The sequence below is a fragment of the Pandoraea norimbergensis genome (genome assembly GCF_001465545.3).
Classification (GTDB): Bacteria; Pseudomonadota; Gammaproteobacteria; order Burkholderiales; family Burkholderiaceae; genus Pandoraea; species Pandoraea norimbergensis.
Window position 1 is genome coordinate 6,036,027 of record NZ_CP013480.3, and the last position, 13,791, is coordinate 6,049,817.

A 13,791-nucleotide genomic window follows, 5' to 3' on the forward strand; every position below is an offset into this window, starting at 1 on the left:
GCGCTGTCTCCTGCCCTTAGTTGACCATTTGCAGGATCGTGTCGAACAACGACGACGCTGTCTGAATGACCTTGGAGTTGGCCTGATAAAGCTGTTGATACTTGATCAGGTTGGCTGCCTCTTCGTCGAGGTTCACGCCGGAATTCGATTGCTGGGCGCCCTGAGCCTGTTGCAGCAGCGTTTGCTGCGCAGCGCTGGTCGCCTTGTAGGTGTTCGTGGTCGAACCGACATACGACACCAGATTGGCATACGCCGACGTGTAGCTCTGCGAGCCGCCCACCTTGGTCTTGTCGTTTTGCAGCGCCGACAGTGCCAGACCGTTACGGTTGTCCGTCACCGCGCCCGAGGTGTTCGGGGCGATGGTGAACTTGTCGCCGTCGGCCGGGGTGCCGCTCACGTTCACGGTCACACCGCCCATCGTGATCTTGGCGCCGTTGGTGGCGTCGTACGGCACGGTGTCGCCCGCGGCGTAAGACGTCGTCACACCGTTGACGGTCACCGTCATCGGCGACGGCGCGACGAGCGTGAGCGCGCCGGTCGTCGCGTTCTTGCTGAACGTGAAGTTCACCGGCCCCGTCAGGACGTTCGACAGGTAGCTGGCGTCAACCGAGCCCTGATCGACCTTGAGCGAGCCGCCGTTGCTGCTGCCCGCCGAGGCGATGACCGGCGCGGCTAGCGCAATCTTGCCCGGGTCCGTGATCGCGACGCCGATGTTCTGCGCAGCGTTGCGGGTCGGCTGGATCGTGAAGCTGTCGCCGGCGGCCATATTGCCGACCGTGACCTTGAAGCCATCGGCAAACGCCGCGCCGCTGCTGTCCTGGAAATTCAGGGGCGTGCCCGGCGTCGCCGGTGCGCCTGCCGTCCACTTGGCGCCATCGGTCAGGCGCGTCATGGTGTAGTTGGTGCCGTCGTAGGTCACGGAGTAGTCGCTGGCCGTGATCTTCGAGGCGTCGGTGATCGACGCGTTAAGCGTCGCCGCACCGGAATTGCCGGTGTTCGCAATGATCGTCGGGCTCGGCACCGTGAAGAAGTTGCCGCCCATCTGGCCGTACAGGTCCAGACCGAGTTGGTTCTGTGCGTTGAACGTACCGGCCAGCGACAGCGCGATCTGGCCCAGCGAGTTCTGCGCCTGCGTGAGCGCGCCGCTACGGAACGAGAGCAGACCGGCCAGCGAGCCGCCGGTGATCGACGATTCCGGAATGGGGATCTTGGTGCCGTTGGGCGACACATACGCGACGGTCAGCTGCGACGGATCGCTCGTCGACGGCACCGTGGTCATCTGGTACGCCGAGTTGCCCATCACGAGCGACTGGCCGTTGCCCACGAACACGTTGTACGAACCGTCGGTGTTCTTCACGACGTTCGTCTGGACGATAGCGTTCAGGCTGGCCACCGCCTGATCGCGCTGGTCGAGCAGGTCGTTCGGGGTGACGCCGCCGCCATTGCCCTGCGCTTGCAGAATCGCGTCGTTCAACGTGGCGATCTGCTTGGCGTAGGTGTTGATCTGCTCGGTCGACTGGGTGAGATTGCCGTTCACGGCCGTACGCAGCGACGAGAGCGCGCCCGAGAGCGACTGGAACATGCTCGTGAGCGTCTGGGCCGACGAGATGACCGTGGCGCGGGTGGCCGAGTTGTTCGGCGCGGTCACGATGGTCTGCAAGTTCGTGAAGAACGAGGACATCGAGGCCGACAGGCCGGTCGTCGAGCTACCCAGCGCGTTGTTGATCTGCGAGATCTGCTGGTAATAAGTGTTGAGCTGGCTGTACTGGGTCTGCGCCTGATTGGCCTGACCTGCCAGAAACTGGTCGTACACCCGCGACACGTCGCTCACCAGCACGCCCGAACCGATATAGCCCACGCCCGCGAACTGGCTGTCCGCCTGGGTGTAGCTGACGATCTGTCGGTTGTAGCCGGCCGTCCCCGAATTGGAGATATTGTTGCCGGTGGTGTTGAGGGCGAACTGGGCGGCGTTCAGCCCGCTCATGCCAATATTGATTAGGCTCATGATCTCGCGGCTTGAGTTGGAGGCGCGTCCCACGGGAAAGCCCGTTCGCGCACCGTTACCGATGTGTTTACGGCAGCCTGGCGGCAATATTGAGGCCCGGCCGGTTTTGCCTAAGTTTTAGGCAGGCACTTCACCTCAGGCGAAGTGCTTCATGATCTTCATCAGCTTGTTCGCGTACTGCGGGTCGGTCGCGTAGCCGGCGCGTTGCAGGTTGTTGGCGAAGCTTGCCGCGTCGTTGGCGCTGGCCACCACCTGCGCGTAGCGCGGGTTGTTCGAAATCAGCTTGGCGTAGTCGGCAAACGCCTCGTCATACGAGTTGTACGCCCGGAACTTGGCCATGACCTTGCGCGGCTGGCCGCCCACGTATTCCGTGGTGGCGACTTCCACCGTCGGCCCGGTCCAGTTCTTACCCGCCTTGATGCCGAACACGTTGTGGCTGGTGCTGCCGTCGCTGCGACGGATCTCACGCTTGCCCCAACCGGACTCCAGCGCCGCCTGACTCAGCATGAACCGTGCCGGGATACCGCTTTGCGCGCTGGCGCTCTGCGCGGCCGAGGCCATGCGGTCGACAAATTCGCCCGCGACCACCGGGGCGCCGTCGGCCACGCCGATGGCGTCGGCCGAGTTGTAGGCACGGCCTTGCAGCGACTGCTGGCGGCCCATGGCGGCGGGTGGCAGCGTGGTGCCGGTCTGGGCGAGCTGCTTGAGCATCAGGTCGGCCAGCCCCATGCCCTTGTGCGAGGCGAGTTGCTGGGCAAGCTGATCGTCGAGCATGCCGTTGAACATCTTTTCCTGATCGCTGCCGAGCAGGCCGCCGGACATCGTGGCGTCGCGCATGCTCTTCATCATCATCTGCGTGAAGACGGCTTCGAACTGCTTGGCCGCCTGCTGGGTGGCCTGCGGCGTCTGCTGATGCGCGGCGGCGCGCAAGGCGGTGAGGCCCTGCATGTCGTAGGTCGCACGCTGCGTCAGATCGGGCAGGTTCTTGCCAGCGAGTCGGTTGCCGTCCGCCATATCAGATGATCTCCAGGTCGGCGCGCAGCGCGCCCGAGGCCTTCATGGCCTGCAAAATCGACATCAGGTCCGCCGGGCTCGCGCCGAGCGAGTTCAGCGCCTTGACCACATCGGCGAGGTTCGCGCCTGCCTTGACCAGCTTGAGCGCGTTGTTCTCCTGTTGCACGGAGATTTGCGAATTCGGGGCCACCACCGTCTGCCCGCCCGAGAACGGCGCCGGCTGGCTGACATTGTTTTGCGTGTCGATCACCACCGACAGGTTGCCGTGAGCCACGGCGCACTGCTGGATCGTCACGTTCTGGTTCATCACGACCGAACCGGTGCGGGCGTTGATGATCACGCGCGCTGCCGAGTTGTCCGGCTTCACTTCAATGCTTTCGAGCTGGGCGAGGAACTGCACCCGCGCCGACGGATCGGTCGGCGTGCGCAGCAGAATCACCCGGCCATCGAGCGCCTGCGCCGTGCTGTAGCCAAAGCGGCGGTTCACTGCGTCGACCACCCGCTGGGCGGTCGAGAAGTCGGTGGCGTTCAATTCCATCTGAATGGTGCCCGGCTGACCGCCCATGGCGGTCGGGACACTGCGCTCGACAATCGCGCCGTTCGGAATCCGGCCCGACGCGAGTTGGTTGACCGTCACGCTCGACCCGTTGGCCGACGCGCCAGCGCCGCCCACCAGCAGGTTGCCCTGCGCGAGCGCGTAGACCTGACCGTCCGGCCCCTTGAGCGGGGTCATGAGCAACGTGCCGCCGCGCAGGCTCTTGGCGTTACCCATCGACGAGACGACGACGTCGATCGGCTGGCCCGGGCGCGTGAACGCCGGCAGCGTGGCAGTCACCATCACCGCCGCCACGTTCTTCAACTGCATGTTGGTGCCGGGCGCCACGGTAATACCGAGCTGCGAGAGCATGTTCGTCATGCTCTGCACGGTAAATGGCGTCTGCGTGGTCTGGTCGCCCGAGTTGTCGAGGCCGGCCACGAGGCCGTAGCCGATCAGCTGGTTGTCGCGCACGCCCTGAATCGAGGCCAGTTCCTTCAGGCGCTCGGCATGCGCGGCACCGGGCGCGAGCATCGCGAAGCCAGCGGCTCCCGCGACGACGAGCGCTTTGACTAGCGCCTTCGCCATCAAGTGAGCGTGAGCACGCGAGCCAGCGTGTTGGCCAGACTGGCGGGAAGCGTGCGCGCGGCGCGGCAGGAACGGCATGATCGACATCAGAACGGCGAAACGTTAAGGAAGAAGCGTTGCAGCCAGCCCATGGTTTCGGCTTCGTTGATGTAGCCCTTGCCACGGTATTCGATGCGCGCATCGGCCACCTGCGTCGAAGGCACGGTATTCGCGCCCGAAATCGTCTGCGGGCTGACGACGCCCGAAAACTTGATGTACTCCGTGCCCTGATTGATCGCGATCTGCTTCTCACCGGCCACCGTCAGGTTGCCGTTGCCGAGCACTTCCATCACGGTCACGGTGATCTGTCCCGAGAACACGTTGTTGGCGTTGGCCGCCCCCTTGGCGTCGAACTTGTTCGCGCCATTGGCATCCAGACTCTGGTTGTTGAACACCCCGCCCACGACGCCCGGCATCTGATTGAGCGCGAGCGAGCCGCTGCCGGCGCGGCTGGTGTTGGCAGCCGAATTCTTGCTGGCCGCCGTGTTCTCGTTGATCGTGATGGTCAGAATATCGCCGACGTTACGCGGACGGCGGTCTTCGAACAACGGCCGGTTCGAGTAGATCGGGCGATAGATCGACCCTTCCGGATCGGCCGCCATCGGCGGGGGCGGCGGGCGCGTGGTGGTCGGGCCTTGCACCACCGGTTCCTGCGGTACGTAGGCGCAGCCGGCCAGACCGCTCAACGCGACGGCGGCCATCAGCGCGAGGTACCGCGCCGGGCTTGCGGTACGTTGAGTAACTGAATCGGTCGATTTGGCTGACTGAACTGACATCTCGGCTTTCCTGAACACTAGTCTGACGGCAACAACGGCGGCGATAACGGCAGCCGCCAATTACATCTGCGTCAGACGCTGGAGCATCTGATCGGACGCCGTCACGGCCTTCGAGTTGATTTCGTAAGCACGTTGCGCCTGAATCATGTTCACCAGTTCTTCCACCACGTTCACGTTCGACGTTTCAACGTAGTTCTGATTGAGCACGCCCGCGCCGTTGGTGCCCGGCTGTGCGACGTTCGGTGCGCCTGAGGCGGCCGTCTCGGCGTACAGATTCTCGCCCAGACTTTGCAGACCGGCGTTGTTGATGAACGTGGCGAGCTGGAACGTACCGATCTGCACGTTGGCCGTGCTGCCCGGTTGCGTCACCGACACCGTACCGTCGCGCGCAATGGTCAGCGACAGGGCGTTGGCGGGAATCGTGATCGCCGGCTGAATCGGGTAACCCGACGCCGTCACCAACTGACCGTTGTTGTCGACCTGAAACGAGCCGTCGCGCGAGTAGGCAGTCGTGCCGTCCGGCATCAGCACCTGGAAGAAACCGTCGCCGTTGATGGCCACGTCCTTCGCGTTGCTGGTGGACGTCAGGTTGCCCTGCGTGAAGATGCGCTCGGTCGCGGCCGGACGCACACCGGTACCCAGTTGCAGGCCCGACGGCAGCAGCGTTTGCTGCGACGACTGGGCGCCGGGCTGGCGAATGGTCTGGTACAGCAGGTCCTCGAACACCGCACGGCCTTTCTTGAAGCCGTTCGTGCTGGTGTTGGCGAGGTTGTTCGAAATCACGTCCATGTTCGTCTGCTGGGCATTCATGCCGGTAGCAGCGATGTAGAGCGAACGGATCATTTGGTGTTTCTCCCCGTGTACGGTCGTGGCGCGCCGGGTGTGGCGCGCCGTCGGCCCGTTAGCTGAAATTCAGCAACTGGTTGGCGGACTGCTCGTTGGTATCGGCCGTTTGCAGCATCTTCATCTGCATTTCAAACGCACGCGACTGCGAAATCATGTTGACCAGGCTACTGACCGGGTTGACGTTGCTGTTCTCGATCGAGCCTGCGACCACGACGACATTCGGGTCGACTTGTACCGGTGCGTTGTTGCCCGTACGGAACAAGCCGTCGTCGCCGCGCACCAGATTGCCTTCCGGCGGATTGACCAGCTTCAACTGCCCCATCACGGCGATCGAGTTGGGCGGATCGCCCTGCCCCAGCGCCGAAATCGTGCCGTCGGTGCCGATGGTCACGGCCGCGCCCGGCGGCACGGAGGCCGGCCCGGCGTCGGTCATGACCGGCAGACCGTGCAGCGTGATCTGACCGTCGGCCGTCATTTCGAGGTTGCCGCCACGGGTGTAGGCTTCGCGGCCCTGCGCATCGCGCACTGCCAGCCAGCCTTGTCCCTGAATGGCGACGTCGAGCGCGCGGCCCGTTTGCTGCATCGCGCCGGGCGTGAAGTCGGTACCCGGCGTCGAGGTCGTGACGAAGGTACGCGTGCCGGCAGCGCCGTCTTCGGCGCGCACCGGCACCTGACGGAACGAGGCGAGCTGGGCCCGAAAGCCCGGCGTCGAGACGTTGGCCAGATTGTTGGCGGTGGTCGATTGCTGCTCCATCGCCTGCTTCGCGCCAGTCATGGCGACATAGATCAGACGATCCATCGACGTCCCTCGTGCAAGTTACGCATGCGCGCCGCTCCGCTTACAGGTTGACCATCGTTTGCATCAACTGGTCTTCCGTCTTGATCGTCTGCGCGTTGGCCTGATAGTTGCGCTGCGCGGTGATCATGTGGACCAGTTCGGCGGTCAGATCGACGTTCGAGGCTTCGACGGCACCGGCTTGCAGCTTGCCCATGTTCGTACCGCCCGGCACGCCGACGATGGGGATACCCGAGGCGGCCGACTCTTGCCAGAGGTTGTTGCCCATCGGGATCAGACCCTGCACGTTGTTGAAGTTGGCGAGGGCCACCTGGCCGAGCACCATCGACTGCGTGTTCGAGTACGTACCGACGATCGTGCCGTCCGCGTTGAACGTGAAGCCCGTCAGGCGGCCCGACGTGTAACCGTTCTGCGTGAGCGTGTTCGGCGTGTACGTGTTGCCGTACTGCGTCGTGCCCGTCAGGCTCATCTTGATGTTGCCCGCCGATGCGCCGTTGCCGTACGCAATCGTCGGCAGCGTGATCGGGCCGGTGACGGCAGTGCCCGTCGAGTCGGTTTGTCCCGTAAGACTGCCGGCCGAGTTGAACGTGAGCGTAGCGACCGGGCCGGTGCCGATCTGCGTCGTGCCATCGACCGACGCGTAGACCTGCCACGTGGCGTTGTTCGTCACCGGGTCGACGGCCGACTTCTTGAAGTACAGGTTCACGTCGTGGGAATTGCCCAGCGAGTCGTAGACCTTGAGCGACGTACCGTTGGTGTACGAGTTCGGATCGGTGATCGAGAACGTCGTGGTGTTCACGGCGCTGCGCGAGTCGAGGTTGAACTGACCAGTGATCGTGCTCGTGGCCGTCGGCGCCAGATCGCCCGTCGGAATTTGCAGAGCGACCGGCGACACGCTGTTGATGATGCCGTTCGGGCCGGCCAGATAGCCGGTCAGCTGGTCACCGTTGGCGTCGACGATGTAGCCGTTCTTGTCGAGCGAGAACTGACCGTTACGCGTGTAGGCGATGGTGCCGCCGTTCGACACGCGGAAGAAACCGTTGCCGGAGATCGCCAGATCGAGCTGACGGTTCGTCACGGTGATGTCGCCCTGCGTGAACTGCTGCGAGATGTTCGACACGCGCGTGCCGATCCCGACCGTATTGTTGCCGGCGCCGAACAGCGAGCTGGCGTAGATGTCGGCGAATTGCGCCTGACCCTGCTTGAAGCCGACGGTCGCCGCGTTGGCAACGTTGTTGCCGATGACGTCCAGATCCTTGGAGGCGGCGTTCAGGCCGCTCAGTCCGGTCGAAAAGGCCATGGTGATACTCCTGAAATTCGGTTGACGACGCTATCGGTCGCGATAAAACGGTTAAAGACTGACTTCGCTTGTTATGTCGCTTGATACGTATTCGGTGTCACACGCGGCTTACAAGATCTCGCGCACATCCGAGAGCTTGATGTTCGAGCCCGTGCCGACGTTGAGCAGCGGCGCGCCGGTGGTGCTGGCCACCACGCTTTGCACTTGTGCGTACGACAGCAGCGTCGGCGTCACGGCCTTGCCGTTGGACGTTGCGGTGACCGCCAGCGTGTACTTGCCGTCCGCCACGGCGTTGCCCGCGTCGTCCTTGGCATCCCACGTGAGCGCCTGCACGCCCGCGTCGAGCGCACCCGCGTTGACGGTGCGCACCACCTTGCCGGTGCTGTCCTTGATCTGGATCGTGACGGTGTCGGAGTCGCTCGGCAGCTCGAAGCCGAACGGCGTGGCCGTCTTGGTCACCGTGCCGTCGGTCGCCGTGGTGCTGCCCACGCCGATGTTGTTGCCCGGGATCAGCACGCCCTTGCCGACCAGCGCTGCGGCTTGCAGGCTCTGCGTCGAATTGAGCTGCGAGGTCACCGACGACAGCGTGGTGTTCAACTGGGTGATGCCCGAGACCGTGCTGATCTGCGCGAGCTGCGAGGTCACCTGCGAGTTGTCCATCGGGTTGAGCGGATCCTGATTGTTCATCTGGGCGACGAGCAACTTCAGGAAGCTGTTCTGCAAATCGTCCGCGCTGCCGGCCGACGATTTGGAGCTCGAGCTGCTGCTATTGGCGGTGCCGTTGACCGAATCGAGGAAGGTCTGCGAGAAATTCGCTGCGTTCGACGTATTGATACTTGCCATCTTCTGGTCTCCGCGCGGCTGCTTATTGGCCGACCGTGAGGGTTTTGAGCATCAGCGTCTTGGCGGTGTTGAGCGCCTCGACGTTGGCCTGATAGGAGCGGGAGGCGGAGATCATGTTGACCATCTCCTCCACCGGGTTGACGTTGGGCATCGTCACGTAGCCCTGCGCGTTGGCCGCCGGGTTCTTCGGGTCGTAGACGGTCTTGAGCGGCGACGAGTCTTCGACCACGCCCGCGACCTTCACACCGCCCACTTCGCTGCCCGTCACCGGGTTCACCTGAAACACGACCTGTTTGGCGCGGTACGGCTGCCCGTCCGGCCCGGTCACGCTCTCGGCATTGGCCAGATTGCTGGCGGTGACGTTCATGCGCTGCGACTGGGCCGTCATGGCCGACCCGGCGACATCGAAAATGCTCATGAGTGGCATGGCGCTTACCCTTGACTCGTGATGGCCGCCAGCATCGTCTTGATCTGGCTGGAGAGGACCGTGAGGCCCGTTTGGTAATGCACGGCGTTATCGGCGAAGTTCACCCGCTCGGCGTCGAGTTCGACGGTGTTGCCGTCGATGCTTTGCTGATACGGCACGCGGTAAAGCAATTCAGGGCTGCCCATGGCCGGGGCCGGCGTCGTGGCGCGCGCAGCGATATGGCGCGAGGAGGTGCGCGTGAGCGACACGCTCGACTCGGTGGCGAGTTGCTGCTGGGCGCCGCGCTCGACCGCCTGACTCAACGCGTTGTTGAAGTCGACGTCGCGCGCTTTGTAGCCCGGGGTATCGGCATTGGCGATGTTCGAGGAAATGACTTCCTGACGATACGCGCGCATGGCTAACGCCTGCTGGTTGAACCGCATTGCCGCGTCCAGTTTGTCCATGATCTCGCCTCGCTCGATGCTTGCCTTGATGCCCGGTACTGCTGAATAAGATGGCCCCCGCTGCCCGGGACGCCGCGATCGGTGTCCACTGGCGTCTGCGGTGTGCGCCGCTGAGCGCTGGCTCATCGGCGTGTACAGACGGGATGCCCTGCCGGGTCCGAAAAAAGTACGGACCTTTTGGCATGCTTCGCATCGTATGCCTCACCCCGTCGGTTCAATCGGAGGAATAGCAAGGGTATTGACCGCCATTTCGACCCATAGCGTGGGGCCGGACGTCTCTAGAATGGCTTCCTGACGGCATCGGGCGGAGCTCGCCCCCCAGGCACAGGAGCGCTGCCCGGTGTCGTCGGCTTCTGAAGAGGGACGCGACGTCCCGGATGGTTGAGCGTGCGGCTGACGCAACAGCGGGCCGCGCCGCAAGGAGAGAGAGCATGGCTGGCAAGTTCGGCGGCAGTTCCGCCTTGGCCTCCCGCGCGCGACAAGCGCTGCGGCATGGCCGGCGCACGGCCGTACTGCGCTCCGGCCTGCTGGCTTCGGTGCTGGCACTGGCGGGTGGATTTGGCCTCGCAGGCGTCGCCGGCATGGCAAATGCGGCCAATCCCGCGCAAGGCATCGCCACCGATCCCAACGCCCAGAATCTCGGCGATACCCTCGGACCCGGTGCCATCGTCATCCCCGGCAACAATGCCGCAGCGGGTGGCGTAGCGACCAACGCGCCGAACAATCCGCGCTCGGTTGCCCCGGCGGCTGCGGTGAACGCCAACAACGGCTATGCCAATGGCGGCGCGAATGGCGGCGTAGCAAGCGCACCGGCGCAGCAAGCCGCGCAAGCCCCCCAGAACAATTCCCAGTTCCAGAACACGGAAACCGTACGGCAGACTGCCGAGCGGTTTCTGCGCGAACAGACGACCGGCTTGCCCGGACGCGTAACCATTACCGTGGGTGACGCGGTATCGGACCGCATGCCGGCGTGCGGCGCGCTTGAGCCGTTCCTGCCGCCGGGTGCGCGCCTGTGGGGGTCGACCACGGTGGGCGTGCGTTGCGCGGGCGAGCGCCCGTGGACGCTCTACCTGCAAGCCCGCGTGAGCATCAACGCGACCTATTTTGTGGCCGCGCGCCAGATCAACCCGGGCGAGACCATCGGCCCGAACGATCTGTCGCCGCGTCAGGGCGACCTCACGCTGTTGCCGCGCACGGTGGCCACCGACGCCGGGCAGATCGTAGGCACCGTGGCCGTGAACCGTATTACGTCGGGCTTGCCGATCCGCTCAGACCTGTTGCGCAGTGCCATCGCCGTGCAGCAAGGCCAGACCGTGCGTGTGGTCACGCGGGGTTCTGGCTTTGAGGTGAGCACCGAGGGTCAGGTGCTGTCGCGGGCCAGTGCGGGCGACCCGGTTCAGGTGCGTACACGCGCCGGTCAGGTCATCAGCGGCACCGTGAAAAGCAACAAACAGGGCAATATTGAAGTCGAAGTTGCACTATAAGTAAGTATTCACTCTTACCAAGAATTTGCTGACTTCACCCGGGCACTTGAACTGGTAACAGTATGTTACTTGCCTAAAGTTACAGCGGATAATGCCGTTACACAGGCAGGTTTCTGGGGAAAGCACATGAAAATCGAACCACCCGCCAATCCGTTGCCCGGCGTCGGCCCGACGAAGGGGACGACGACCGATCGGACGAGCACCGGCGCTGCGAGCGCTGACGGCGCGGCTACGCCTGCGGCCGGTAATGACGCGAGCGTGAGCACGAGCGCGTTGTCGTCGGAGATGCGCGCGTTGCAAGCGGCCCTGGCCCAAACGGGGTCGGCCGACATCGACGTCGCCAAGGTGTCCGAGATCAAGCAAGCGATTGCGGAAGGGCGTCTTACCATCGATCCCAGCAAGATTGCGGACGGGCTCATTTCGACCGCACGCGATCTGCTCTCCACGCAATCGAACTCATGAACACCGAAGCCCTGCTGACTGCCCTCACGACCGAGATGAACGCGATCAACGCGTTTTCGGCGTTGCTAGGCGAAGAACAGCAGGCTTTGGTCAGTGGCACGCTCGACTCGCTGCCTGAGTTGACCGAGCGCAAGACGCGCGCGGTCACCGACCTCGCGACGCTCGGTCGCGAGCGCGATGCGCAATTGCAAGCGTTGGGTTATTCGCCGGATGAAGCCGGTGCGACGGCGGCTGCCGCCAGCGAACCGCGTCTGGGCGCCGCGTGGCAGGCATTGTTGGCCGCTGCGGCCGAAGCCAAGCGCGCCAACGACACCAATGGCGTACTCATCCGCACCCGCCTGACGTACACCCAGCAAGCGCTGAACGTGCTGTACGGCCCGGAACAGAACGCCCCGCTCTACGGCCCCGACGGCCGCACCACACCGCGCTCTAGCGGTGGGAGTGTGACGGCGTAATCACGCCAATCGCGGTGCGCCCTGCCCGCCTGACGCAACGCGTTAGTTTGCCGCCAGTTTCAGACTCGCCAGCCGGTTCAGGCTGACCCCCAATTCCGCAGCTTCAATCACCAGCGCACGGTGCAGCGTTGGAGGAATCCGCACGCGAAATTCTCCGCTATAGCGATGTTCCGCGAGGGGCGCGGGAACAGCTTCGCCATTCGCCTGCATATCCGCCACCACTTCGGCGACGACTTTCCGAATCCCATCAAGCGCTCCCTCCGGCGTCACGTCCAGCCACGACAGGGAAGGAAACTCGGTACATAGACCGACGTGCTCGTTGTCTTCGGGCGACCAGGTCAGGCGGTAGGTGTAGTGATCAATGTCCACGGTGGCGGTCCTCGAATTTGCGGATAGCTTCTAGAACCTGGCGTACCTGATAGCCTTTCGCCATCCCTCGCGAATTTTGCAGATTAATGCGGGGATCCCCTTGCCAAGGTGTCTTGAACACGGTGTGACTGCCCGATCGCCGGGGAACGCCAAAGTACATTTCACACAAAGACACCAATTCGATAAACCGGACGTTATCCGGTTCACGGACGATTTTGGCAAGACGTTTGGCGGAAGATGACATGCCAGAATGGTGCCAATAATAGCACCACCTCGACAAGCCTGATTATTCCGAAAAATTTGTGATCAGCGGACATCACCGCATTTGCCACGTACGATCCCCCGTTTGTCGTGACCACGCGCAGCCAGCACATGCCTATTTCCCCGCCTGATTTCATCGGCATTCTCGGCGCCGCATTCGTGGTGCTCGCCTACTTCCTGAATCAACGCGGACGACTGTCGTCCAGCGATTGGCGCTTTCCCGGCATCAATTTGTGTGGTTCGGTTTTGATTACGGTGTCCCTCATCTACAACCCGAACCCGGCTTCTCTATTGATCGAAATCTTCTGGGGAGCAATTAGTCTCTACGGATTGCAAAAAGCCCTCAGACGCGCGAGCGCCTGAGGGCTTTTCTGTTCTGCTAATGACGTTACCGTTTAACCCGCCGACGTCCACGCCTTATCGCGCAGCGTCGCGCGCAAACGTGAAATCGCCTGGCTGTGTAACTGGCACACGCGCGATTCGCTGACTTCGAGCACCGCACCGATCTCGCGCAGATTCAGCCCCTGCTCGTAGTACAAGCTCATCAGCAACTTCTCGCGGTCCGGCAGCCGGTCGATCGCATCCACCACGCCGTGACGCAACCCCTCGTCGAGCAGCATCTTGAGCGGGTCCGCCCCCGGGTCTGCGCAAATCCGGTCGATGAACGGCTCTTCATCCGCCGATTCGAAGTCTTCGTAGTAGATCAACTGGCAGCCGTGCACATCCTGCAACATCTGCTGATACTCAGTCAGTCCGATCGACAACTCGCCCGCAATCTCGCTCTCCGACGGGCCACGGCCCAGCCGTTGCTCCAGCCGCTGCACCGCCTTCTCGATCTGACGCGCCGTCTTGCGAATGCCGCGTGACGCCCAATCCAGCTCGCGCAACTCGTCAAGCATCGCGCCGCGAATGCGCTGACTCGCGTACGTCTCGAACTGCGCACCCTGCGTTTCCTGATACCGGTTCGCTGCATCGAGCAGCCCCAGCATGCCGGCCTGAATCAGGTCTTCCAGCTCCACACTCGCCGGCAGCTTGGCCATCAATTGCAGCGCCAGTCGGCGCACCAACGGCGCGTATTGGGTCAGCGTGTCGTTCGTGTCGACCTTCCCGCGCGCGGTATACATGTTTCCCTCCGCTTCCTCTCGACG

General features: G+C 63.5%; 16 protein-coding genes. 4 read left to right on the forward strand and 12 right to left on the reverse strand.

The genetic code is table 11. The features are described from left to right. Positions 1 to 16: 16 nt before the first annotated feature. The 10 genes from flgK to flgB form a co-directional block, all read right to left on the reverse strand. A complete protein-coding gene (gene flgK, locus AT302_RS26525; protein WP_058376550.1) occupies positions 17 to 2,005 on the reverse strand; it encodes a flagellar hook-associated protein FlgK in 1,989 nt (662 codons plus the stop codon). A 135-nt stretch (positions 2,006 to 2,140) separates the two neighbouring features. Continuing rightward, on the reverse strand, positions 2,141 to 3,019 hold the full coding sequence (flgJ, locus tag AT302_RS26530) for a flagellar assembly peptidoglycan hydrolase FlgJ (protein WP_058376551.1): 879 nt from the start codon (positions 3,017 to 3,019) through the stop codon (positions 2,141 to 2,143). A gap of 1 nt (position 3,020) precedes the next feature. Continuing rightward, the gene (locus AT302_RS26535) at positions 3,021 to 4,142 is read right to left on the reverse strand and encodes a flagellar basal body P-ring protein FlgI (protein WP_058379970.1); all 1,122 of its coding nucleotides are present in this window, start codon (positions 4,140 to 4,142) and stop codon (positions 3,021 to 3,023) included. Between the two features lie 86 nt (positions 4,143 to 4,228). Further along, positions 4,229 to 4,957, reverse strand: a complete 729-nt coding sequence (locus AT302_RS26540; protein ID WP_084656488.1) for a flagellar basal body L-ring protein FlgH — start codon at positions 4,955 to 4,957, stop codon at positions 4,229 to 4,231. Positions 4,958 to 5,017: 60 nt separating this feature from the next. Further along, on the reverse strand, positions 5,018 to 5,800 hold the full coding sequence (gene flgG / locus AT302_RS26545) for a flagellar basal-body rod protein FlgG (protein ID WP_058376553.1): 783 nt from the start codon (positions 5,798 to 5,800) through the stop codon (positions 5,018 to 5,020). Positions 5,801 to 5,858: 58 nt separating this feature from the next. After that, entirely contained in the window at positions 5,859 to 6,602 is a 744-nt protein-coding gene (locus AT302_RS26550) for a flagellar basal body rod protein FlgF (protein ID WP_058376554.1), read from the reverse strand. 40 nt (positions 6,603 to 6,642) lie between these two features. Next, positions 6,643 to 7,899, reverse strand: a complete 1,257-nt coding sequence (gene flgE, locus AT302_RS26555) for a flagellar hook protein FlgE (RefSeq protein ID WP_058376555.1) — start codon at positions 7,897 to 7,899, stop codon at positions 6,643 to 6,645. A 108-nt stretch (positions 7,900 to 8,007) separates the two neighbouring features. Beyond that, the gene (flgD, locus tag AT302_RS26560; RefSeq protein ID WP_058376556.1) at positions 8,008 to 8,742 is read right to left on the reverse strand and encodes a flagellar hook assembly protein FlgD; all 735 of its coding nucleotides are present in this window, start codon (positions 8,740 to 8,742) and stop codon (positions 8,008 to 8,010) included. A gap of 22 nt (positions 8,743 to 8,764) precedes the next feature. Continuing rightward, positions 8,765 to 9,169 (reverse strand): flagellar basal body rod protein FlgC, encoded by a 405-nt coding sequence (gene flgC / locus AT302_RS26565; protein WP_058376557.1) that lies wholly within the window; start codon positions 9,167 to 9,169, stop codon positions 8,765 to 8,767. 5 nt (positions 9,170 to 9,174) lie between these two features. After that, positions 9,175 to 9,612, reverse strand: a complete 438-nt coding sequence (gene flgB / locus AT302_RS26570) for a flagellar basal body rod protein FlgB (RefSeq protein ID WP_407668813.1) — start codon at positions 9,610 to 9,612, stop codon at positions 9,175 to 9,177. Positions 9,613 to 10,043: 431 nt separating this feature from the next. Between flgB and flgA the strand changes: the two genes are divergently transcribed. The 3 genes from flgA (at position 10,044) to AT302_RS26585 (ending at position 12,013) form a co-directional block, all read left to right on the forward strand. Next, positions 10,044 to 11,096: a flagellar basal body P-ring formation chaperone FlgA gene (gene flgA, locus AT302_RS26575; RefSeq protein WP_058376558.1), complete on the forward strand. Its 1,053-nt coding sequence runs from the start codon at positions 10,044 to 10,046 to the stop codon at positions 11,094 to 11,096. Positions 11,097 to 11,222: 126 nt separating this feature from the next. Next, on the forward strand, positions 11,223 to 11,558 hold the full coding sequence (gene flgM / locus AT302_RS26580; RefSeq protein ID WP_058376559.1) for a flagellar biosynthesis anti-sigma factor FlgM: 336 nt from the start codon (positions 11,223 to 11,225) through the stop codon (positions 11,556 to 11,558). Next, entirely contained in the window at positions 11,555 to 12,013 is a 459-nt protein-coding gene (locus tag AT302_RS26585) for a flagella synthesis protein FlgN (protein ID WP_058376560.1), read from the forward strand. Before flgM ends, AT302_RS26585 begins: the two co-directional genes overlap by 4 nt. A gap of 42 nt (positions 12,014 to 12,055) precedes the next feature. Here the strand turns inward: AT302_RS26585 and AT302_RS26590 are convergent, their stop codons facing one another. Continuing rightward, positions 12,056 to 12,382: a type II toxin-antitoxin system HicB family antitoxin gene (locus AT302_RS26590; protein ID WP_058376561.1), complete on the reverse strand. Its 327-nt coding sequence runs from the start codon at positions 12,380 to 12,382 to the stop codon at positions 12,056 to 12,058. A gap of 351 nt (positions 12,383 to 12,733) precedes the next feature. Between AT302_RS26590 and AT302_RS26595 the strand changes: the two genes are divergently transcribed. Continuing rightward, a complete protein-coding gene (locus tag AT302_RS26595; protein ID WP_218918979.1) occupies positions 12,734 to 13,006 on the forward strand; it encodes a CBU_0592 family membrane protein in 273 nt (90 codons plus the stop codon). A gap of 32 nt (positions 13,007 to 13,038) precedes the next feature. Here AT302_RS26595 and AT302_RS26600 read toward each other — a convergent pair whose 3' ends face one another. Continuing rightward, entirely contained in the window at positions 13,039 to 13,767 is a 729-nt protein-coding gene (locus tag AT302_RS26600; protein WP_058376563.1) for an RNA polymerase sigma factor FliA, read from the reverse strand. Positions 13,768 to 13,791 lie beyond the last annotated feature (24 nt).